The sequence below is a fragment of the Streptomyces zaehneri genome (genome assembly GCF_032248645.1).
GTDB classification, from domain to species: Bacteria; Actinomycetota; Actinomycetes; order Streptomycetales; family Streptomycetaceae; genus Streptomyces; species Streptomyces coriariae.
The window spans coordinates 36,441-58,289 of sequence record NZ_JASTTJ010000011.1 but is presented as its reverse complement, the minus strand read 5'-3'; the positions used below and the strand labels follow the sequence as shown (position 1 = coordinate 58,289).

Below are 21,849 nucleotides of genomic sequence, written 5' to 3'. Positions count from 1 at the left end.
GTACGCCTCCGTGGCCACGTTCCTTTACAAACTCGGCCGTCTCGCCTTCAGGCGACGCCACTTCGTCGCCCTGATATGGGTGGCCCTGCTGACCCTGGCCGGTGTCGGCGCCGCCTCGGCGCCCGCCGCCGGCACGACCTCCTTCTCCATCCCCGGCGTCGAGGCCCAGAAGGCCTTCGACCTGCTGGAACAGCGCTTCCCCGGAGCCAGTGCCGACGGCGGGACCGGGCGCATCGTCTTCAAGGCGCCCGAGGGCCAGAAGATGACGGACGCCGCCAACAAGGCGACGGTCGAGAAGACCGTCAACGCTCTCGGCGACGGCTCCGAGGTCGTCTCGGTCACCGACCCGTTCACGACGAACGCCGTCAGCAAGGACGGGACGGTCGCCTACACGTCGGTGAAGTACGACGCCCCCGGCATGGAGCTGAAGGACTCGACCAGGGACGCCCTGGAGAAGGCCGGGGACGACGCCCGGGCGACCGGACTGACCGTCGACGTCGGAGGTGACGCCCTCCAGGCCGGCGCCGAGCCGGGCGCGATCGGCGAGGTCATCGGTCTCGCGATCGCCGCCGTGGTCCTCGTCATCACCCTGGGCTCGCTGGTCGCCGCCGGACTGCCGCTGCTGACGGCGATCATCGGTGTCGGCATCGGCGTCTCCACCATCACCGCCCTCGCCAAGGCGCTCGACCTCGGCGACACCACCTCCACCCTCGCGTTGATGATCGGCCTCGCGGTCGGCATCGACTACGCGCTGTTCATCGTCTCCCGCTACCGGAGCGAGCTGGCCGAGGGCCGCGACCGCGAGGAGGCGGTCGGCCGCGCCACCGGCACCGCCGGCTCGGCGGTGGTCTTCGCCGGGCTCACGGTCGTGATCGCCCTGGCGGGCCTCGCGGTCGTCAACGTGCCGATGCTGACCAAGATGGGCCTCGCGGCGGCGGGCACGGTCGTGGTGGCCGTCCTCATCGCGCTGACCATGATCCCCGCGCTGCTCGGCTACGCCGGCAAGCGGGTCAGGGCCACGGGCGACAAGCGCAGGTCGACCGGTGACAAGACCGGTGCCGGCACCGGTGAGAAGGGCAAGCAGGCCAAGCAGGCCAAGCCCGGTCCGGGGGTCCGCTGGGCGAGCTTCGTCATCCGCCGTCCGGCCGCCGTGCTGCTGCTCGGCGTGGTCGGGCTGGGCGCGATCGCCGTCCCCGCCACCCAGCTGGAGCTGGGCCTGCCCGACGACGGCTCGCAGCCGACGTCCACGACGCAGCGCCGGGCGTACGACCTGCTGTCGGAGGGCTTCGGGCCCGGCTTCAACGGACCCCTGATGATCGTGGTCGACGCCAAGAACAGCGACGACCCCAAGGCGGCGGCCACCAGCGTGACCGACGGGATCAAGGACCTCCAGGACGTCGCGACGGTCACCCCGGCGATGTTCAACAAGGCCGGCGACACCGCCACGATCACCGTGATCCCGGGCTCCAAGCCGTCCTCGACCCAGACCGAGGACCTGGTGCACGCCATCCGTGGCCAGGGCGCCGACGTCAGGGCCGACACCGGCGCGCAGGTACTGGTCACCGGCACCACCGCCATGAACATCGACTTCTCGCAGAAGCTCAACGACGCGCTGATCCCGTACCTGGGCCTGGTCGTCGGCCTGGCCTTCCTGCTGCTGATCGTGGTCTTCCGCTCCATCCTGGTCCCGCTGAAGGCGGCCCTCGGCTTCCTGCTCAGCGTGCTCGCCGCGCTCGGCGCCGTCGTCGCGGTCTTCCAGTGGGGCTGGCTCGGCGGCCTGATCGGCGTCGAGGAGACCGGCCCGATCATGTCGATGATGCCGATCTTCATGGTGGGCGTGGTCTTCGGCCTCGCGATGGACTACGAGGTGTTCCTCGTGACCCGGATGCGGGAGGCGTACGTCCACGGCGAGAGCCCGAGCCAGGCCATCGTCACCGGCTTCCGGCACAGCGCCAAGGTGGTGGCCGCCGCCGCGATCATCATGATGGCCGTCTTCGGCGGCTTCATCAGCTCCACCGAGTCGATGATCAAGATGATCGGCTTCGGCCTGGCGATCGCCGTCTTCTTCGACGCGTTCATCGTGCGCATGGCGATCGTGCCGGCGGTGCTGGCGCTGCTCGGCAAGAAGGCCTGGTGGCTGCCGAAGTGGCTGGACCGCGCCCTGCCCAACGTGGACGTCGAGGGCGAGGGCCTGAAGACCCAGGCCGACGCCGCCTCGTCCCGTGACGGCGACGAGGACCGGGAACTGGTGCGCGCCTGACGTACCGGTCCACCGCACAAGACCGCCGGTGAGGGTTCCGTGGGGACGGGGCGCCCTCACCGGCTTCTTTTCGCGGTCTGCCACCGGCCTGCCACCGGTCGGCCGAGGCCGTCGTCTACGGTGTCCGGGTGGCTCACCGCATCGGCGCTCTGATCTCGTCCTTCGGCGTTCTGGTCAGCGTATTGCTGCTCGTCCTCGCCGTCCGTGAGTACCGCGACGGGGCATCCGCGCTGTGGATCGGGGCCGGAGCCGCGATCCTGCTCAGCGCTTCGTGCGTGCTCGCGCGGGACGTACGACGGCTCCGCGCGGGCCCGGCGTCGTGAGACGGGACAACTCGCTCGCCTGCCCCGTACACGCACCGCTAGCGTGCCGTGCATGACGACGACAGTTGCGCATCCCCGATTCGCCGAGGCACTGCACGACCTGGGCCTCGACCAGCTGCACGCCCGGGTCCGCCGGTTCCCCGAGGCGACCAGGACCGCCGCCGAGGCCGCCGCCGCGATCGGGTGTGAGCTGAGCCAGATCTGCAAGTCGCTGATCTTCGCCGCGGACGGGGTGCCCGTGCTGGTGCTGATGGACGGCGCCTCGCGCGTCGACGTGGAGCTGGTGCGCCGGGAACTCGGCGTGGCGAAGGTGACCCGGGCCGCCGCCGACGTCGTACGGGAGACCACCGGGTACGCGATCGGGGGTGTACCGCCCTTCGGGCACCGGACGCGGACGCGGGTGCTGGCCGATCGCAACCTCCTCGCGCACGACGTCGTGTGGGCCGCCGCCGGGAACCCGCACGTCGTCTTCCCCATCGCGCCCCAGGACCTCGTAGAGAAAGCCGACGCGACCCTCGTGGACGTGCGCGAGCGCACGGCGTGACCCCGCTGGTCACCGCGGCCGTCCTGGTCGCCGCGATCACCCACGCCAGCTGGAACGCCATCGCCCACCGGATCACCGACAAACTCGTCGGGTTCACGCTGATCGCCGGCGGAGGCATGCTCATCGGGCTCGCGCTCGTGCCCTTCACCGCGTTCCCGGCGGCCCGCGCGTGGCCGTACCTGCTGTCCTCCGCTCTCATCCACATCGCGTACTACGTGCTGCTGATGCGGTCGTTCCGGCTCGGCGACTTCGGGCAGGCCTACCCCATCGCGCGCGGCTCCGCGCCGCTCGTCGTCACCGTCCTCGCCGCCGTCTTCGCACACGAGGTGCCGGACGGCTGGGCGGCCGCCGGAGTCGCGCTGTCCTGCGCGGGGCTGACCGGCGTCGCCCTCTGGGGGCTGCGCGGCCGACGGCCCCACTGGGCGGCGATCGGCGCCGCGCTGGCGACCGGGCTGACCATCGCCACGTACACCGTCGTCGACGGACTGGGCGTCCGCGCCTCCGGGTCCTCCCTGGGGTACATCGCCTGGCTGATGGCCGTACAAGGGGTCTTCATCCCGGCGTACGCGGTCCACCGCTGGCGCGGGGAGACCCTCGGCGTGCTCCGCCCCTACGCCGCCCTGGGCCTGCTCGGCTCCGCGCTGTCCGTCCTCGCGTACGCCCTCGTCCTGTGGGCGCAGACCCGCGCCGAACTGGCGCCGATCGCCGCGTTGCGCGAGTCGTCGATCATCGTCGGAGCGGCCATCGGCGCGGTGGTCTTCAAGGAGCGGTTCGGCGCGCCCCGGCTCGTGGCAGCCGGACTCCTCGTCGTCGGTATCGGCCTGATGCTGCACACGGGCTGACCCGCTCGCCCACTCCTCCGCCCGCCCGTCCGTCCGCTGTTCCGTGCTTCCGTCGTCCGGTGCCCGGCTGGTCAGGGTGAAGTCATGCCCGGGACAACGGCGTTCGGCCCTGACGATCTCGACTCCTACCTGAGGAGGATCGGCTGGGAGGGGGAACGCCGTGCCGACGCGGCGACCCTGCGGGGTTGCACCAGGCACGGCTGCTGCCCCGCCGAAACCCACGTCGGCCAGGTACGGCTGCGGATCGCCCCGACGGAACGCGGCTGCTGCCCTGAGCCGACTGGGTGCGTTCGTCCGTTCTCGGGAGCACCCTGGAAGGAGAGTCCCGGAGGTGACCTCATGACCACTATGCACACCACTGTCGGATGGCATGTCGAGCTGGAGTTCGAGGAGGACGGTCGGCACACGCGCGCGGTGGCGCTGGTACGCCTGCCCGACGGGACCGAGATCAAGACCCACGGCCATGCCACCCGGCACAACGTGGACGTCGACCAGCCACGGGTCGGCGAGGAGATAGCCGGTGCCCGCGCCCTCAACGAGATCGCCATGCAGCTGCTGACCAAGGCCCATGTGGAGATCGACGACGACTCGGGCCACAGGTCTCACTCGATCAACGTGTGAGATGCGTGAAGCGGGCGAGGCATGCGATACGCGTGCGATGGGCGCGAGGCCCGTAAGACGCGTGTGACGCGACGCCCGTAAGACGCGTGTGAGACGTGTGGGCGTCAGCGCTCGGCGGCCAGGGCCGTCCGCAGCGCTCGCAGCAGTGACTGCGCGCGCGGGTCCGCCGTCACGCTCGTCCGGAAGCCGTTGGTGACATAGCCGAAGGCGACGCCGGACTCGGGGTCGGCGAGACCGAGTGCGCCCCCGCGGCCCGGGTGGCCGAAGGAGGTGGGGGACAGCAGTGGGGACGCGGCTCCGTGCAGCATGGGGCCGAGGCCGAACCGGGTGTTGACGACGAGCACCCGGTCGGGGCCCGAGGACTGCTCGCCGCGGGCCAGTTCCACCGTCTCCGGACGCAGCAGCCGCACCCCGCCCGCCACCTCGCCGATCAGCGACGCGTAGAAGCGGGCCAGGCCGTCGGCGGTGGCGATGCCGTTGGAGGCGGGGAGCGCCGCCGCCCGGTAGGCGGGGTCGTTCTCGTCGGGCATCGGGGTGATCGCGGCGAAGGCGCGGCGGGTGAGGGAGGCGGGATCGGCGTAGGCGGCGGTGACGGCCGGCTTGGGCCGGGTCTTCAGCGCCCCGCTCGGCGCGGGCGCGTCCACCTGCCCCACGCGCCCCACCCGCGCGCGCTGCGCCCGTGGCAGCCCGAGCCACAGGTCTGCCCGCACCGGGCCGGCGATCTCGTCGGCGATCCACTCGCCGATGGTCCGACCGGTGATCCGCCGCACCAGCTCGCCGGTCAGCCAGCTGTACGTCTGCGCGTGGTACCCGTGGTCCGTTCCGGGCTCCCAGGCCGGCGCCTGCGCCGCCACCGCCGCCGCGCCGAGGTCTGGGTCGGCGGCCTCGGCGGGTGTCAGCGGCCGGTCCAGCACGGGGACGCCCGCGCGGTGCGCGAGCAGGTGCCGGACGAGCGTCCGCTCCTTGCCCGCCGCCTTGTACTGCGGCCAGTACGCCCCCACGGGCGCGTCCAGGTCCAGTTCCCCGCGCTGGTGCAGCAGCAGGAGCGCGACGGCGGCGACGCCCTTGGTCGCCGACCGCACGATCTGCGCGGTGCCCTGTTCCCAGGGCGCCCCGCCGGCCGCACCGACCGCGCCGTCGACGTCCCGCGTGCCACCCCACAGGTCGACGACCTTGTGCCCGTCCCGGTAGACGGCCACCGCCGCGCCCCGGTCCCCGAGCACCTCGAAGTTCCGTACGAACGCCTCCCGGACCGGCTCGAAGCCCTCGGCCACCGCACCGCTCACGTTCACGCCCGCACGCCCTCTCGGAGATCGCCTTCGACTCCCGGGGGAACACCCCTGGCCAGCCTGCGATTCCTTCGTTTCACTAGCCGAGAATGATCGTTACATCGATGTTGCCGCGGGTGGCGTTCGAGTACGGGCACACCTGGTGCGCCGCGTCGACCAGCTTCCCGGCGAGTTCCGGGTCGAGAACGGGGAGCGAGACGCTGAGCGCGACGGCGAGCCCGTAACCCTTGGTCTTGTTGGGGCCGATCCCGACCTTCGCCGCCACCGTGGACCCGGTGAGGTCGAAGCCGGCGCGGTTGCCGACGAGGATCAGCGCGTTGTGGAAGCAGGAGCTGTAACCGGCGGCGAAGAGCTGTTCCGGGTTGGTGCCGTTGCCGTCGCCGCCCAGCTCCGGCGGCATCGCCACCTTCAGCTCGATCTGGCCGTCCTGGCTGGTCACGTATCCGTCGCGGCCGCCGTGCGCGGTTGCCTCGGCGACGTATGCGATCTTCGTCGGACGGGTGTCGACGGTGTCGACGGTGTCGACGGCGCTGCCTTCGGTCACGGCGGGACCTCCCCCGGGAACTTGCCCAATAACCTTGCCCAATTACATCGTGCACAAGGTACCGGCTGGTAGGTAGGCGCTCGCTTGCCAGGGGGGTCGTAACCGTGGGTAACTCCAGGCGTGGGGCGACCGCCGGGCCGTCGCCCGGCAGCCGTGTCGCCATCGCGGAGCAGCCGTGAGGCTCAGTCGGATCCAATCCGGATCCAGTCGGATCCGGATTCAGTCGGATCCGGATTCAGGCGCACTCAGCGGGTGCGGTCCGCCGCGCCCTGTGCCCGTTCCGCGAGCTCCCACAGCTCCTCACGCAGCCGCGTGACCTCAGCCGTCCCGAGCCCCGTCGTCGCGAGCAGGGAGGCGGGCACGCGCTCCGCGCGCCCCTTCAGTTCCTCCCCGCGTCCGGTACACGCGACGAGCACCGAGCGCTCGTCCCGCGCCGAGCGCTCCCGGCGCACCAGCCCCGCCGTCTCCAGCCGCTTCAGCAGCGGCGACATCGTGCCGTAGTCGAGGCGCAGGGCCGACGCCAGCTCCTTGACGGTCGTCTCACCGCGCTCCCACAGGACAAGCAGCACGAGGTACTGGGGGTAGGTGAGCCCCAGTTCGTCCAGGAGCGGCCGGTAGGCGGCGGTCACCGCCCGCTGGGCCGCGTACAGCGCGAAGCACAGCTGCTCGTCGAGGAGCGGCGTGCCGTCGGCGGTCGGTGCCTCGTTCGTCACGCGCCCATTGTTCACGCGCCCATTGTTCACGCGCCCATTGTCGCGGAGCGCGGGTCGAACCCGAAGGGCAACTCCAGGCGATGGGCGCGCATGAGGGCGTCGTCGGCGAGCAGGTCGCCGGTCCGGCCGTCCGCGGCGATCACGCCCTCGCTCAGGATGAGCGCGCGCGGGCACAGCTCCAGGGCGTACGGCAGGTCGTGCGTGACCATGAGCGCGGTGACGTCCAGCGACCGCAGGATGTCGGCCAGTTCACGGCGCGAGGCCGGGTCGAGGTTGGAGGACGGCTCGTCCAGGACGAGGATCTCCGGTTCCATCGCGAGCACCGTCGCGACGGCCACCCGGCGGCGCTGGCCGAAGGACAGGTGGTGCGGCGGGCGGTTCTTGAACTCCGCCATGCCGACCTGTTCGAGGGCGTGGTCGACCCGCGCCTCCAGGGCGGCCCCCTTCAGCCCGGCGGCGGCCGGCCCGAACGCCACGTCCTCACGGACCGTCGGCATGAACAGCTGGTCGTCCGGGTCCTGGAAGACGATGCCGACCTTGCGGCGGATCTCGGCCATGTGCTGCTTGCCGACGGGCAGTCCGGCCACCGTCACGGTGCCCGCGCCGCCGGTCAGGATGCCGTTGAGATGCAGCACGAGGGTCGTCTTGCCGGCGCCGTTGGGGCCGAGCAGCGCGACCCGCTCGCCTCGCGCGACGGAGAAGTCCACGCCGAACAGCGCCTGGTGGCCGTCGGGATAGGCGAAGGCCAGCCCGGCCACTTCCAGGGAGGGCGAGGGCGTCACGGAAGGCGTCACGGCGTCAGTCACAGGGACCATCCCAACACGCAGACCAGAAGAGCGACGAACGGGAGGGTCAGTGCGTACGACCACTGCGCCCGTGACGCGGTCACCTCGTCGATCACCGGCATCGAACCGGCGTACCCCCGGCTGATCATGGCCAGATGCACGCGTTCGCCGCGCTCGTAGGAGCGGATGAACAGCGCGCCCGCCGACTTCGCGAGCACCCCCCAGTGCCGTATGCCGCGCGCCTCGAACCCGCGCGACTCGCGGGCGATCCGCATGCGCCGCATCTCGTCCGTGATGACGTCGCCGTAGCGGATCATGAAGGAGGCGATCTGCACGAGCAGCGGGGGCAGCCGCAGGCGCTGGAGGCCGAGGAGCAGTTCACGCAGCTCGGTGGTGGACGCCAGCAGTACGGAGGCGGCGACGCCCAGGGTGCCCTTCGCGAGGACGTTCCAGGCGCCCCACAGGCCGTTGACGCTGAGCGACAGGCCGAGGACGTCCACCCGCTCGCCCTCCGCCACGAACGGCATCAGTACCGCGAACGCGACGAACGGCACCTCGATCAGAAGCCGTTTGAGCAGGAAACCGGCGGGCACGCGCGCGTGGCGTGCGACGAGGGCCAGCAGGACCGCGTACAGGCCGAACGCCCACATCGCCTCCCGCGGCGTCGACACCACGACCACCACGAAGGCGAGGACGGCGGCGAGTTTGGTGTGCGGCGGCAGGCCGTGCACGGGCGAGTGCCCGTGCCGGTAGAGCCGGTGTGCGTGTCCCGCGCCCATGACGTCAGACGTTCTCTACGGCCGTCGGTGACACGTCGTCGCCCGTCCGGCGCCTGCGCACCGCCCAGAACACCGCGCTGCCCGCGACGACGGTCGTGCCGACGCCGATCACGCCCGCGAGGCCACCGGACAGACGGGCGTTGGTCACGTCCTCGACGCCGTAGTCGGCGAGGGGGGAGTCGGCGGACGCGTGCTCCTCGGCCTTCTTGTCGATGCCCTTGTCTGCGGCGACCTTCTCCAGGCCGTCGGGGTTCGCGGAGGCGTAGAAGCTGACGAAGCCGGCCAGGACGAGAGAGGTGACCAGGCCCGTCACCCACAGCGTGCGCCGCGAGGTGCGCGCCGCCACGGGTGTGCGCGCGCCGGCCGGCGTCTCCTCGGCCGTCGGGGCGTCGACGAGTTCGCCGTGCACCCGCAGCCGGAGCTTCTGCCGCAGATCGCGCGCGCCGTGGACGAGATCCGGCCGGACGGCGACGACGGCGCCCACGGTCAGCGCGGTGATCACGGCCTCGCCGATGCCGATCAGCACATGCACGCCGATCATCGCGGTCGCCACCTTGCCGATCGACACGTCGGTGGTGCCGCCGATCCAGTAGATGAGCGTGAAGGCGACGGCGGCGGCGGGCACGGACAGCACGGCGGCGACGAAGGACGCGGCCGTGACGGCCCGGCGGCCGCGCGGCAGCACCTTCACCAGGCCGCGGAAGACGGCGTACGCCACGACGGTCGTCACGATCGCCATGTCGGTGATGTTCACGCCGAGCGCGGTCAGACCGCCGTCGGCGAAGAGGATGCCCTGCATCAGCAGGACCACGGACACGCACAGGACCCCTGTGAAGGGGCCCACGAGTATCGCGGCGAGCGCGCCGCCGAGCAGGTGGCCGCTGGTCCCCGCGGCGACCGGGAAGTTCAGCATCTGCACGGCGAAGATGAACGCCGCCACCAGGCCGGCCAGCGGCGCGGTCCGGTCGTCCAGCTCGCGGCGCGCGCCGCGCAGGCTCACGGCGATGGCGCCGGCGGCGACGACCGCGGTCACGGCGGAGGTCGGGGCGTTGATGAATCCGTCGGGTACGTGCACCCGACGATGATAGTGGCTTAATGCGAACGGTTCGCAAGAGCGAGAAGATTGTCTCTTCGGGCTTGCGGGTTCGCGGGTTCGTGGGGGCGCGCCTGGCCCGCCTGGCTCGCGGCGACCCCGTGACGGGGTCATGCCGAATCCGTGTATCGCACATGTGAGATACGCCTGCGCGGAAGGGCGCAATCCGCAAAATATGCGACATTGGAAGGGGAGTGGACGCACAGCTTCCGCACAGGTCACGCTGCGTGAGAGGGTCGGCCGATGTCCGTAGTCGAACAGTACGCGCGAGCCCACATCGTCACCGACGCCGATCTGGCCGAGGAAGAACGCACTGCCGTACCCGTCGTCCTGCGCTACGACCCCGAGGACCCCCGGTCGGTCCGCGTCGGGCTGCCCGACCGGCGGGAGTGGACGTTCTCCCGCACCCTGCTGGAACAGGGGCTGCGCGCCCCGACCGGGACCGGCGAGGTCCGGGTGTGGCCGTGCGGGCGCGTCCAGACCGTCGTGGAGTTCCACTCCCCGCACGGCGTCTCGGTCGTCCAGTTCGAGTCGAAGACGCTGCTGCGGTTCCTGCGCCGCACCTACATGGCGACGGCGCAGCAGCCCGTCACGCACTAGGCGGGCGTGCCGGGCCATGTACCGGCGGGCGTTGCGGACTGTGTTCCGACGGGAGTTCCGGCGGGTGTTGCGGTCGGGGTGTCAGTCGCCCAGGCGCAGCAGTGAGGCCACGATGGGTCCGGCCGTGTCGCCGCCGTGGCCGCCGGCCTGGACGACGCCCGCGGCCGCCAGATCGCCGCGGTAGGCGGTGAACCAGCCGTTGGGCTTGTCCTGGTTGTCGACCTCGGCCGAGCCCGTCTTGGCGCCGTAGTCGGGGCCCAGACCGGACATCGCCTCGGCGGCGGTGCCGGCCGCGGCGGTGTAGCTCATCAGCTCGCGCAGCTGCGACAGCGTGGACGGCGACATCGTGCGCGAGGCGGTCGCCAGCGTGCGGTCGTCCACGGACGGGGCGACCAGATACGGCTGGTGGAAGGCACCCGCCTTCACGGTGGAGGCGACCGACGCCATGTTCAGCGGGTTCATCCGCACCCCGCCCTGACCGATCAGCGACGCCGCCATCTGGGCCGCCGACTGCACCGGAACCGAGCCGTCGAAGGACGGCACGCCGATCGCCCAGTTGTTCATCGACAGGCCGAAGACCTGCTGCGCCTGCTTGGTCAGGCTGTCGTTGTCCAGGTCGGGCGCCTGGCTGATGAAGGCGGTGTTGCAGGAGCGCGCGAAGCTCGCCTTGAAGGTGCCGCGGGTGATCTGGAAGTCGTCGTCGTTGTGGAACTTCCAGCCGCCGTACGTGAACGTCTTGGGGCAGGGGTGCACCTTGTCCGCCGACGCCAGGTCCTTCTCGATGAGCAGCGACGAGGTGATGACCTTCATCGTGGAGCCGGGCGCGAGCGAGCCGTTGAACGCGGTGTTGAAGCCGTGGCTCGCGTTGGCCACCGCGAGGATCTCGCCCGTGGAGGGGCGCATCACGACGACCGACGAGCGCGCGGTCTTCGCCACCTGCTGCTCGGCGGCCGCCTGGAGGGTCGGGCTCAGCGTGGTCTTCACGGTGCCCGGAGTGCCCTTGCTGAGCTCCAGCAGCGTCTTGTCGGAGGCCTTCTTCGCCTTCGACGCCTTGCCGCGGACGACCTGGAGCTCCACGCCGGCCTTGCCGCCCGCCTTCTTGCCGTACTTCTCCCGCAGACCGTCCAGGACCGGCTCGAGGGAGGGGTACTCGGCGGCGGTGAGCTCGCCGCCCGCACTGTCGACGGCCTTGACCGGCGGGGTGCCGGACTCGCCGGTGACGAGCGTGTCGCCGTCCTGGAGGTCCGGGTGGACGACGGACGCGTGCCAGTCGACCCGCGCCTTGCCGTTCTCGGGGTCACGGACGACGGTGAGGGCGCTGGCGTACGTGAGCGGCTTGCTGACGCCCTTGTACTTCACCGTGCCCTTCACGGAGAACGGCACCTTGGCGCCGGCGGCCTTGCCCGCGGTGAAGGTGGCGCCCGTGACGTGGGCGTCCTTGGTGTAGCCGGTCAGGAGGGCGGTGGCGGCCGCCGGGTCGTCCGTGGCGGCGGCCGCCCCGGACACCTTGCCCTGCTGCCAGGCGGTCAGGAACCGGGCGGCCGTGGTCTTCGCCTCGGTCGCCGACGGCGCGTCGGCCCTGACCCGCGGCACCTGCGTGCCGTTGGCCGCGGCGGCCGAACCCTCGTCGGCCGCCGCTCCGCCCCCGTACAGCGCGTAGACGCCGATGCACGCCCCGCCGACCACGACGGCGATCATGCCGCCGGCGACGGCGGGCCGCCGCTTCTTGCGCCGCTCTTCGACACGCCTTCTCTTGCCCACTGCCAGATCCTCCGGATCCCCAGGGGCCTCCCCCCAGCCCCGCTGCCCTCGTTGCCCTCACTGACCCCAACGACGGCTACCACCCTAGAGTCCCGTCCTGTGAGGGGTGACGTCATGTGTGACGTCAGCCACCGTTCCGTCAGCCACCGTTCCGTCAGCCACCGTTCCGTCAGTCACCGTTCCGTCAGTCACCGGCCCGTCAGTCACCGTTCCGGCGGTCACCGGCCCGTCGGTCACCGTTCCCGCGGCCACCGTGACGTCGGTCACCGTCCCGCCGGCTCAGCCCGCCCGCAGCACGTCCACGACGACAGGGCCGGACGCGTCGACTCCGTGACCGCCGTCCTGGGTCATCGCGGCGGCCGCGACATCGCCCCGGTACCCCGTGAACCAGCTGTCCGACCTGTTCTGCCCGTCGACCTCGGCGGAGCCGGTCTTCGCACCGATCCGGCCGCTCAGTCCGGCCATCACCTCGGCCGCGGTGCCGCTGGTCGCGGTGCGGTTCATCATGGAGCGCAGTTGCTGCACGGTGCTCGACGACAGGCCACGCGCGCGTGCCGGTTCCCGGCCGTCGAGGCCGAGCGGCACGATCACCGGCTGCCGGAAGGTGCCCGTCATCGCGGTCGCCGTGACCGACGCCATGTTCAGCGGGTTCATCTGGACCTGGCCCTGACCGATCAGGCCGGCCGCGGTGTCCGGGCCGCCGGCGGCCGGCACGGAGCCGTCGAAGGACGGGATGCCGGTCTGCCAGTCGAGGCCGATCCCGAACCGGTCCCGGGCCTCGTTCGTCAGCGAGTCGACCTTCACCTCGTCCGCGAACTTCACGAACGCCGTGTTGCAGGAGCGGGCGAAGCTCTCGGCGAGGGTCGCGTTCTCGTTGGGCTTCATGCCCTTGATGTTCTGGAAGGTCTGGCTCTCGGAGACGGCCGAAGGCGGACACGGCGCGGGGCCGTTCGCGGTGGTCAGCCCGTTGTCGATGAGGGTGGCCGCGCTGACGATCTTCATGGTGGAGCCGGGCGCGACCTCTCCCAGGAACGCGGCGTTCCAGCCGTCCGTCCGGTTGTTGGCGACCGCCAGCACCTCGCCGGTGCTCGGCTTGACGGCCACCACCGACGACTGGTTGTACTTCTGCACCGCCTTCTCCGCGGCCGCCTGCACGTCTGCGCTGAGGGTGGTGGGCACCTTGCCCGCCTTGCCCTCGGCGAGAGTCAGCAGCGGGGTGTCGGCGGTGTCCTGGGCGGCGTGTCTGATCGCCAGCTCGACGCCCGCCGTCCCGCCCGCCTTGCTTCCGTACTTGGCGCGCAACTGGTCCAGGATCGGCCCCAGGGAGGGGTACTTCTCCTTGGTGAGCACCTTGCCGTCACGGTCCACGGCCTCGATCGACGGCGCCGCCGACGAGCCCGTGACCAGGGTGTCGTCCATGGACTTCAGCTCGGGGTGGACGACCGAGGGGGCCCAGTCCACCAGCGCCTTACCGGTGGTGACGCCCCGGACGACCGTCACCCTGCTCCGGTAGGCGAGCGGCTTGGACTTCCCCTCGTACGACACCGTCGCCTTGACCGAGAAGGGCACGCTGTCGCCCACCGCGGCGCCCGGTGTGATCTTCACGCCGGTGATGTGCGCCGCCTGGCCGTACGAGGTCAGCAGCGGCTCGGCCTTCGCGGCGTTGTTGGTGAGACCGGCGGCCGCAACGGCCTGCCCCTTCTCCCAGGCCGCGAAGAACCTGGCGCTGGTGTCCTTCACCTCGGATCCGCTGGGCGGCCCGGTCTTCACGGCCACCGGCTCGCTGCCCCCCGGCCCGTCGCCCCCGCCCCCGTTCAGCGCGTTGACGATGTTGAAGGCCCCGTACCCGGCCCCGCCCACCATCACCGCGAAGACCGAGCCGACTATCGCTGCCTTGGCCCCCTTGCGCATGTGCGCCCTCCCCGTTGTCCCCGTCGCCGCCCTCGTGGGCGTTTCTGAACGCGTTCAGAAATTTCTTCTCAGGCTCACAGTAAGCGGAAAGGGTGGCGCGTGGGGCGCGAGTTTCCGCAATCGTTAGGCCTGTACATCCAGCCACGTACGTGAACGCCGGTCGTCGACCGGGATGGCCTGTCTGTCGGTGTGACGCCCCGGGAGTCCCGCATGTCGCGCCGATGAAGGTCGATCGGGCGTGCCGTCCGCCTTCGGTCGGGACCGTGTATGCCCCTTGGGTGCCGCCGTGCGGCGCGCCGCCCGCTCCTTGGGGGCCGATCTGACGGCTGAACGGACCGTGCCGCACAGGCGGCACCAGTCGCTGCGGCGCGCCTCTGCATGCGGAGGGACGCGCGGCCGGAGTCGGAGTCGGCGCGGGCGCGGCCGCGGTGCGGTCTTGCCGGGGCGGAGTGTTGTGGGTGGGATGGGGCAGGAACAGCATGCGAAGTGGGCGATATCCGGCAAGGGGGGACTGGTGCGAGATCCGCTATCGGGGGACGGCACGCGTAATCAGGTGTCGGGCGTGGGTGCGGGTGCGGTACAAGGACGGGACTTCCAGGGCAACACGATCCATCTGCATTCCGGCGGGGTGCAGACGCCGAGGCCTCGTCAGTTGCCGCGTGACGTCTCCTGCTTCACGGGGCGGCACCGTGATGTGGCGGCTCTCGACTCACTGCTCGACGAGTCGGCATCGCGGTCCGTCACCATGATCGTCTCCGCTGTCGCGGGGGCGGCGGGCGTCGGGAAGACGGCGCTCGCCGTCCACTGGGCGCATCGGGTGAGGGATCGGTTCCCTGATGGGGATCTGTACGTGAATCTTCAGGGATATGGCTCGAGCGAGCCGCTTCGGCCCGGGGACGTGCTCGATGGATTCCTGACCGCCATGGGTACGGCGCCCGAGCGTATCCCGCGGGATGTCGAGTCGAGGGCGGCCATGTTCCGCACGCTGGTGGACGGGCGGCGGATGCTGATCGTTCTCGACAACGCCAACAGTGCCGAGCAGGTGCGACCCATGCTGCCCGGTTCACGGGGGCCGCTGGTCCTGATCACAAGCCGTAGTCGGCTGGCTGGGCTCGTCGCCCGTGACGATGCGTTCCGAGTCGACCTGGATCTGCTGGCCCCTGATGAGGCGAGCATGCTGCTGGGCAGGATCGTCGGCCCGGACCGCGTTGCCGCCGAGTCGGAAGCGGCCATGCGCATCGCCCGGTTCTGTGCGCACCTTCCACTGGCGCTGCGGATCACGGCCGAGTATCTGGCGGCACATCCGCGTAGGCCGCTCGCCGAATTCGCGCAGACTCTCGCCGGTGAAGACGACCGGCTGGACATCATGGCCACCGGCGATGACGAGACGACTGCGGTGCGCAACGTGTTCTCTTGGTCGTATCGCGCCCTTCGCCCTGAACTTGCCCGTACCTTCAGGCTGTTGGGTCTGCATCCCGGTCCTGACATGTCCGTCGACGCCATCGCGGCGCTGTGCGGTACGGGAACGGTCGCCACGCGCAGGCTTGTCGACGGAGTGGCGGCCGTGCACCTCATCGAAGAACCCGTCGACGGCCGCTATCGATTCCACGACCTGCTGCGGGTCTACGCCGGTGAGTGCGCCATCGCGGACGAGCCGGGGGTGGCCCGTGAGGAGGCCGTGGAGCGAGTACTCCTGTGGTATTTGCACGCCACCTCGGCGGCCAGGACCGTGCTCACGGTCGGCCGGCCCCGGAGCCCGTTCATGTTGCCCTCCGCATTCGGCCTCCCACCTGCTTCCGTTCCCGTGTTCACCGGTCACAAGGAGGCGTTGGCATGGTGTGATGCCGAACTGGCCAACATGGAGGCGGCGATAGGGCAAGCCGCAGAGCAAGGTCGCGACGACGTGGCTTGTTGGCTGCCTGTGGTACTTCAACCCTATTTCCAGCGCCGAAATCCCTTCCGCGCTTGGATCGCCACGCATACGGCCGGTCTTGCCGCCGCCCGGTCGGTGAACGACTCTCAGGCAGAGGCCGAACTGAACCGGGGCATCGGCGGCGCCTATTACTACCAGGGCCGTTTCGAGGAATCGTACGAGCATCAGCGCCGGGCCCTCGACGGCTATCGGGCGCTGGGCCGGGAAGGGGAGATCGTACTGGTCAACCTGGGGAGCGTCTGCGCCGCTCTGGAACGATACGACGAGTCCTTCGCCCATCTCCGAGAGGCGCTCGGCGTATCCCGGCGGAGCGGTCACCGCAATGCGGAGGGATTCGCTCTCCAGAGCATGGGGTCGACCTACCAGCGGCTGAACAGGTTCGAGGAGTCGGTGCCCTACTGCCGGGACGCCGCCGAGGTGTTCCGCGAGACGGGTGACCGTTTCGGTTTCGGTATCGCTCTCGCCCGGCTGGCCTATGCCCTTTTGCGGCAGCGTAAATTACCGGAGGCGATCGACCGCTTGCGGCAGGCGCTCGGCAATTCCCGGGACATCGGGGACCATCCTGGCGAGGCGTGGATCCTCGAGACCCTGGGGGCCGCCACGTACGAGATCGGCCAGAAGGATTCGGCACTGGAGAACTGGCGGAACGCGCTCCGTGTCTACGAAAGGCTGCTGGACGACGACGGCGCGGCCCGCGTCCGTACGCAGCTCTCCGGTCCCGTGGTCCCGCTGACCACTCCGCTTCCGCGCCTATGAGGCACCCGGTGGCTCGGGCGGGGCGACAGGAGGGTGCGCGGGGGCGGATCCGGTGACGAACGAGTTCCCGGAGAAGTTCCTGCCTTGCAGCACCGGCCCGTGAAAGGTGCCTCCGCTGATGGCGTTGTGCGTGCCACCGGCACCCGCATCGACGAGCTTCGCCTGCTCATGCCATCGCTGTAGCGCCAGGTGGAAGTCTGCGTCCACGGCCGCCCGTACCGCCAGCACGGTACTGAGTGCCTGAGCCAGGGTCGGATCGCCTGGCGTTCGAACCAGTCGCGCCAGTTCGGCTTCACCCGAACTCACTGCCGGAGCACCAGGGTCCTCGGCTCCTCGGAACGGACGCCGCACCAGCGAACCGAGGCCGGCCCACACTTGCCGACCGATTTCCCCGCCGGCGCCACCCGCCAACGCCGCAAGCAACCCCACCGACACCGGATCCACGCCGCACCGCCTCTCGTATCTGGCATTCACCACAAGTGGACCACCCTGGGGTAGAGGGCATGGCCCATTCCGGTCATCTGCCGGGTGAAGAGGTCGCGAGGGCGGGTGCGATCGAGCGGTGCGCCGGAATCCGCGGTGACCATGGCCCCGGGCCGTCTCCGAAGCCCCTGGGGCGGCCCGCAGAGGTCGTCGACGGCCAACGATGCCCACGACGACTGAATGTTCGCCGTGGGCACCGTGACGGGTCGGCCCGGCTAGACCCAGGTGTCCAGCCACATCCGTGATCGCCAGTCGTCGATCGGGATCGCCTGGCCGGTGTACAGGGGCCAGAAGTAGATGAAGTTCCAGGCGATGAGCAGGACGAGGACGCCCGCGCCGGTGGCGCCCGCCACGCGGCGGGTGTCGCCGGCGCCCGGCGGACCGATGAGCGCGCCGATCATCATCGCCACCGCCAGGCACAGGAACGGCAGGAAGACGACGGCGTAGAAGAGGAAGATCGTGCGTTCCTGGTACATGAACCACGGCAGGTAGCCGGCCGCGATGCCGCAGACGATCGCGCCGGCGCGCCAGTCGCGGCGCAGGAGCCAGCGCCACAGGACGTAGAGGACCGCGAAGCAGGCCGCCCACCACAGCAGGGGCGTGCCGATCGCGAGGACCTCGCGGGCGCACTTCTCGCCCGCGTCCGTCGGGCAGCCGTCCTGGCCCGGGGTGGGGGACTCGTAGAAGTACGAGACCGGGCGGCCGAGGACGAGCCAGCTCCACGGGTTCGACTGGTACGTGTGCGGCGAGGTGAGGTGGGTGTGGAACTCGTAGACCTCGTGCTCGTAGTGCCACAGGCTGCGCCACCAGTCGGGGAACAGCCAGGTCCAGTTGCCGCCCTTGCCGTCGGTGGCCGCCCAGTTGCGGTAGTAGCCGCCCTTGCCGTCGGTGGCGGACAGGATCCAGCCCGTCCACGACACCAGGTAGGTGACCAGCGCGACCGGGACCGTGGCCAGGAAGGCGAAGCCCGTGTCGCGCTTCAGCACCGCCAGGTACGGGCGGCGGGCGCCCGCCACCTTGCGCGAGGCGACGTCCCACAACACCGCCATCAGGCAGAACGCGACCAGGATGTACAGGCCGTTCCACTTGGTGCCGATGGCCAGGCCCAGCATCAGACCGGCGCCCCAGCGCCAGGGGCGCCACCCAAGGCGGGTGGTCTCCGCGATGTGCGGGTCGGGGCGGCAGCGGCCGTCCGCGTCCAGGGGGAGCGCGGCGGCGAGTCTCTCGCGTGCCTTGTCCCGGTCGACCACCAGGCAGCCGAACGCCGCCAGCACGAAGAACATCAGCACGCCGTCGAGCAGCGAGGTGCGGCTCATCACGAAGGCGAGCCCGTCGACCGCCATCAGCGCGCCCGCCAGGCAGCCCAGGAAGGTGGAGCGGAAGATCCGGCGGCCGATCCGGCACAGCAGCAGGACACTGAGCGTGCCGAGCACCGCCGTCATGAACCGCCAGCCGAACGGGTCGAACCCGAAGAGCAGCTCGCCCAGCCCGATGACGTACTTGCCGACCGGAGGATGCACGACGTACGCCGCGTCCGACGGGATCGTGACGTGCCCGCCGGAGGAGAGGATGACGTCGTTGGCGTTCTTGTCCCAGTTGACCTCGAACCCGCGGTGGACGACCGCCCACGCGTCCTTGGCGTAGTACGTCTCGTCGAATATCACCGCCTTGGGGCTGCCCAGATGCCAGAACCGCAGCACGCCCGCCAGCAGCGTGATCAGCAGCGGACCACCCCACGAGGACCAGCGCGCGATCCGGTCCGCCCGCTGGTGCGAGATGCCCAGCGCCTGCCACAACCGGGGGCTGGGCTGCGCGAACGGCGGCACCAGCCGCTCCCGGACGTCGGCGGAGGGCTCCGCGGTGTATCCGAAACGGCGCAGCCGTTGCTGCCACGACGGCCGCTGGTCTGGCGGTGTCTGGCCCTGCCGGTAGTCCGTGGAGTCCATGGAGGACGCGGTACTGGTCACCGCGCCATCGTAGGGAACAGGTCTGTGTGAGTCCCGTGCATGGGCCCCAACCGGCCTGGTCGATCGAGTGGGGCCCCGCCCTGCGAGGATGGAAACGTGACAGCTACGCCCGGAATCCTCGTTCTCGCCGGTACTCCCATCGGTGACGTCTCCGATGCCCCGCCCCGTCTCGCCGAGGAGCTGACCGGCGCCGATGTGATCGCCGCCGAGGACACCCGCCGGCTGCGGCGGCTGACCCAGGCGCTGGGGGTGACGCCCAAGGGGCGTGTCGTGTCCTACTTCGAGGGGAACGAGTCCGCCCGTACCCCCGATCTGGTCGCGGATCTGGTGGGCGGCGCGCGGGTGCTGCTCGTCACCGACGCCGGGATGCCGTCGGTCTCCGACCCGGGGTACCGGCTGGTCGCCGCGGCCGTCGAGCGGGACATCCGCGTCACCGCGGTCCCCGGTCCGTCCGCGGTGCTCACCGCGCTGGCCCTGTCCGGGCTGCCCGTCGACCGGTTCTGCTTCGAGGGGTTCCTGCCGAGGAAGGCCGGCGAGCGGCTGTCCCGGCTGCGGGAGGTCGCCGGGGAACGCAGGACCCTCGTGTACTTCGAGGCCCCGCACCGGCTCGACGACACCCTCGCCGCGATGGCCGAGGTGTTCGGCGCGGACCGGCGGGCCGCCGTGTGCCGGGAGCTGACCAAGACGTACGAAGAGGTCAAGCGCGGCCCGCTCGGCGAGCTGGCCCAGTGGGCGGCCGAGGGCGTGCGGGGCGAGATCACCGTCGTCGTCACCGGGGCGCCCGAGCGCGGACCCGAGGAGCTCGACGCGACGGAGCTGGTGCGGCGGGTGCGGGTGCGCGAGGAGGCGGGCGAGCGCCGTAAGGAGGCCATCGCGGCGGTGGCGGCGGAGGCGGGGCTGCCGAAGCGCGAGGTGTTCGACGCGGTGGTCGCGGCGAAGAACGCCGGGGGCCTGTGACGGGCCGTCGGCAGCCGTTCCGTGACGGCCCCCGCCGGGGATCCGTGACGGTTGTCGCCGCGGATGTGACGGTTGTTGCCCGGGTGCTGTGAAGGGACTCACACCCCCTCTGAGCAGGGCGCATGTCGTCTGAGCGTGCGCCCCATGTGCGGGCAAAGGGCGCCGGGCGTTGTGGCAAGGGACGCCCAAATCGCCTTCAACAGTGCACAGGTCGGGTGCATTCGCTCCGGGCGAGGCGTCCACTGGATGACGGGACTTGAGCGGTCCCACCAGCGGACACCAGGAGCGGTCATGAGTGAGACCACAGGGCAGACCGGCCTCCGCGGCGGCGCGAGCGCCGTCGTCAACGAGTCGTACTCCTTCGCCTGCATGCGCTGCGGGCACGGCTGGGAGCAGGCCTTCGAGATAGAGCACCACACCGACGCCGAGGGTCACGAGTTCGTCCTCTACGTGGCGGACGGGCGGGTGGTGCCGTCGCCGCTGAGCCGCCCCGCGTGCCAGAACTGCGACGGGCACGTCGTGCGCATCATGCGGGCGGGGCAGGTCTCGTCGGTGCTCAGCGCGGCCCGGCAGCACAAGGCGTCCCCGGCCGGACCGGTCCAGGCGCCGGTCCCGTCGGCCGAGGAGCCGTCCGACGCCCGGCCCGACGGGCGCAAGGCGCCGGAGCACCACCACTGGCACCTGTCCGACCTTCTGCACCCGTTCCGCAAGGCGAGCTAGCCGGGCGGGCCGGTCGCCCGCCGAGGAGGGCGCGCCCCCTTCCGTAGGATCGGGGCATGCCTTCGAACGCCGACAAGAACGCCGACAAGAACGCCGCGCCGCCGCTTCCGGCCCCCCTCGGGGTGCCGGTCGCCGACTCCCACACCCACCTCGACATGCAGTCGGGCACGGTGGAGGAGGCCCTCGCGAAGGCCGCGTCGGTCGGCGTGACGACGGTCGTCCAGGTCGGCTGCGACGTACGGGGCTCCCGGTGGGCGGCCGAGACGGCGGCGGCCCACGGCAGCGTCCACGCCACGGTCGCCCTGCACCCGAACGAGGCGCCGCGCATCGTGCACGGCGACCCCGACGGGTGGTCCCGTCAGGGCGCGCGGACGCCGGGCGGCGCGCAGGCGCTCGACGAGGCGCTCGCCGAGATCGACCGCCTGGCCGCGCTACCGCACGTCAAGGGCGTCGGCGAGACCGGACTCGACCACTTCCGCACCGGACCCGAGGGCAAGGAAGCCCAGGAGAACTCCTTCCGCGCCCACATCGAGATGGCGAAGCGGCACGGCAAGGCCCTGGTCATCCACGACCGCGACGCCCACGCCGACGTGCTGCGCGTCCTGAAGGAGGAGGGCGCCCCCGAGCGCACCGTCTTCCACTGCTACTCCGGCGACGCCGAGATGGCCGAGATCTGCGCCCGCGCCGGATACTTCATGTCCTTCGCCGGCAACGTCACCTTCAAGAACGCCCAGAACCTCCGGGACGCCGTCGCGGTGGCCCCGCTGGAGCTGCTCCTGGTGGAGACCGACGCCCCCTTCCTGACCCCGGCGCCCTACCGCGGACGGCCCAACGCCCCGTATCTGATCCCGGTCACGGTGCGCGCCATGGCCGCCGTACGGGACATCGACGAGGACACGCTGGCCACCGCCCTCGCCGCGAACACCGCACGCGCGTTCGGCTACTGAGGGCGCCCGCCACCCGTCGAA

General features: G+C 71.0%; 19 protein-coding genes. 10 read left to right on the top strand and 9 right to left on the bottom strand.

Translation table 11 applies throughout. The features are described 5' to 3' along the window. The first annotated feature begins 10 nt into the window (after positions 1 to 10). From QQM72_RS19720 to QQM72_RS19700, 5 genes are all read left to right on the top strand, one after another. Entirely contained in the window at positions 11 to 2,260 is a 2,250-nt protein-coding gene (locus QQM72_RS19720; RefSeq protein ID WP_314222184.1) for an MMPL family transporter, read from the top strand. Between the two features lie 128 nt (positions 2,261 to 2,388). Continuing rightward, a complete protein-coding gene (locus tag QQM72_RS19715) occupies positions 2,389 to 2,583 on the top strand; it encodes a hypothetical protein (RefSeq protein ID WP_314222183.1) in 195 nt (64 codons plus the stop codon). Between the two features lie 52 nt (positions 2,584 to 2,635). Continuing rightward, complete coding sequence (locus tag QQM72_RS19710; protein ID WP_314222182.1) at positions 2,636 to 3,127, top strand: YbaK/EbsC family protein; 492 nt, start codon at positions 2,636 to 2,638, stop codon at positions 3,125 to 3,127. Beyond that, positions 3,124 to 3,969 carry a DMT family transporter gene (locus QQM72_RS19705; RefSeq protein WP_314222181.1) on the top strand — a complete coding sequence of 282 codons (846 nt, stop codon included), beginning with the start codon at positions 3,124 to 3,126 and terminating at the stop codon, positions 3,967 to 3,969. The genes QQM72_RS19710 and QQM72_RS19705 overlap by 4 nt, the downstream gene beginning before the upstream one ends. A 348-nt stretch (positions 3,970 to 4,317) precedes the next feature. Further along, the gene (locus QQM72_RS19700; RefSeq protein ID WP_314222328.1) at positions 4,318 to 4,590 is read left to right on the top strand and encodes a DUF1876 domain-containing protein; all 273 of its coding nucleotides are present in this window, start codon (positions 4,318 to 4,320) and stop codon (positions 4,588 to 4,590) included. A 104-nt stretch (positions 4,591 to 4,694) separates the two neighbouring features. Here the strand turns inward: QQM72_RS19700 and QQM72_RS19695 are convergent, their stop codons facing one another. The 6 genes from QQM72_RS19695 to QQM72_RS19670 form a co-directional block, all read right to left on the bottom strand. Further along, a complete protein-coding gene (locus tag QQM72_RS19695; RefSeq protein WP_314222180.1) occupies positions 4,695 to 5,882 on the bottom strand; it encodes a serine hydrolase domain-containing protein in 1,188 nt (395 codons plus the stop codon). A 76-nt stretch (positions 5,883 to 5,958) separates the two neighbouring features. Beyond that, positions 5,959 to 6,423, bottom strand: coding sequence for an organic hydroperoxide resistance protein (locus QQM72_RS19690; protein ID WP_314222179.1), 465 nt, complete (start codon positions 6,421 to 6,423; stop codon positions 5,959 to 5,961). Between the two features lie 245 nt (positions 6,424 to 6,668). Then, positions 6,669 to 7,136, bottom strand: coding sequence for a MarR family winged helix-turn-helix transcriptional regulator (locus QQM72_RS19685; RefSeq protein WP_314222178.1), 468 nt, complete (start codon positions 7,134 to 7,136; stop codon positions 6,669 to 6,671). Between the two features lie 26 nt (positions 7,137 to 7,162). Further along, entirely contained in the window at positions 7,163 to 7,951 is a 789-nt protein-coding gene (locus QQM72_RS19680; protein WP_199920295.1) for an energy-coupling factor ABC transporter ATP-binding protein, read from the bottom strand. Continuing rightward, entirely contained in the window at positions 7,939 to 8,700 is a 762-nt protein-coding gene (gene cbiQ / locus QQM72_RS19675) for a cobalt ECF transporter T component CbiQ (RefSeq protein WP_314222176.1), read from the bottom strand. The genes QQM72_RS19680 and cbiQ overlap by 13 nt, the downstream gene beginning before the upstream one ends. 4 nt (positions 8,701 to 8,704) lie before the next feature. Next, entirely contained in the window at positions 8,705 to 9,775 is a 1,071-nt protein-coding gene (locus tag QQM72_RS19670) for an energy-coupling factor ABC transporter permease (RefSeq protein WP_314222175.1), read from the bottom strand. 261 nt (positions 9,776 to 10,036) lie between these two features. Here QQM72_RS19670 and QQM72_RS19665 point away from each other — a divergent pair, with 261 nt between their 5' ends. Then, positions 10,037 to 10,393 (top strand): SsgA family sporulation/cell division regulator, encoded by a 357-nt coding sequence (locus QQM72_RS19665; protein ID WP_314222174.1) that lies wholly within the window; start codon positions 10,037 to 10,039, stop codon positions 10,391 to 10,393. A gap of 81 nt (positions 10,394 to 10,474) precedes the next feature. On the opposite strand, the gene QQM72_RS19660 is transcribed toward QQM72_RS19665, so the two are convergent. Continuing rightward, the gene (locus QQM72_RS19660; RefSeq protein ID WP_314222173.1) at positions 10,475 to 12,154 is read right to left on the bottom strand and encodes a penicillin-binding transpeptidase domain-containing protein; all 1,680 of its coding nucleotides are present in this window, start codon (positions 12,152 to 12,154) and stop codon (positions 10,475 to 10,477) included. A 279-nt stretch (positions 12,155 to 12,433) separates the two neighbouring features. Beyond that, positions 12,434 to 14,065, bottom strand: a complete 1,632-nt coding sequence (locus QQM72_RS19655) for a penicillin-binding transpeptidase domain-containing protein (RefSeq protein ID WP_314222172.1) — start codon at positions 14,063 to 14,065, stop codon at positions 12,434 to 12,436. A 463-nt stretch (positions 14,066 to 14,528) separates the two neighbouring features. Here QQM72_RS19655 and QQM72_RS19650 point away from each other — a divergent pair, with 463 nt between their 5' ends. After that, a complete protein-coding gene (locus QQM72_RS19650; protein WP_314222171.1) occupies positions 14,529 to 16,754 on the top strand; it encodes an ATP-binding protein in 2,226 nt (741 codons plus the stop codon). A 698-nt stretch (positions 16,755 to 17,452) separates the two neighbouring features. Here the strand turns inward: QQM72_RS19650 and QQM72_RS19645 are convergent. Then, a complete protein-coding gene (locus tag QQM72_RS19645) occupies positions 17,453 to 19,204 on the bottom strand; it encodes a dolichyl-phosphate-mannose--protein mannosyltransferase (RefSeq protein ID WP_314222170.1) in 1,752 nt (583 codons plus the stop codon). 96 nt (positions 19,205 to 19,300) lie between these two features. Between QQM72_RS19645 and rsmI the strand changes: the two genes are divergently transcribed. From rsmI to QQM72_RS19630, 3 genes are all read left to right on the top strand, one after another. Further along, on the top strand, positions 19,301 to 20,161 hold the full coding sequence (gene rsmI / locus QQM72_RS19640) for a 16S rRNA (cytidine(1402)-2'-O)-methyltransferase (RefSeq protein WP_314222169.1): 861 nt from the start codon (positions 19,301 to 19,303) through the stop codon (positions 20,159 to 20,161). Between the two features lie 291 nt (positions 20,162 to 20,452). Then, positions 20,453 to 20,881, top strand: a complete 429-nt coding sequence (locus QQM72_RS19635) for a hypothetical protein (protein ID WP_314222168.1) — start codon at positions 20,453 to 20,455, stop codon at positions 20,879 to 20,881. A gap of 56 nt (positions 20,882 to 20,937) precedes the next feature. Continuing rightward, a complete protein-coding gene (locus QQM72_RS19630; RefSeq protein ID WP_314222167.1) occupies positions 20,938 to 21,828 on the top strand; it encodes a TatD family hydrolase in 891 nt (296 codons plus the stop codon). Positions 21,829 to 21,849 lie beyond the last annotated feature (21 nt).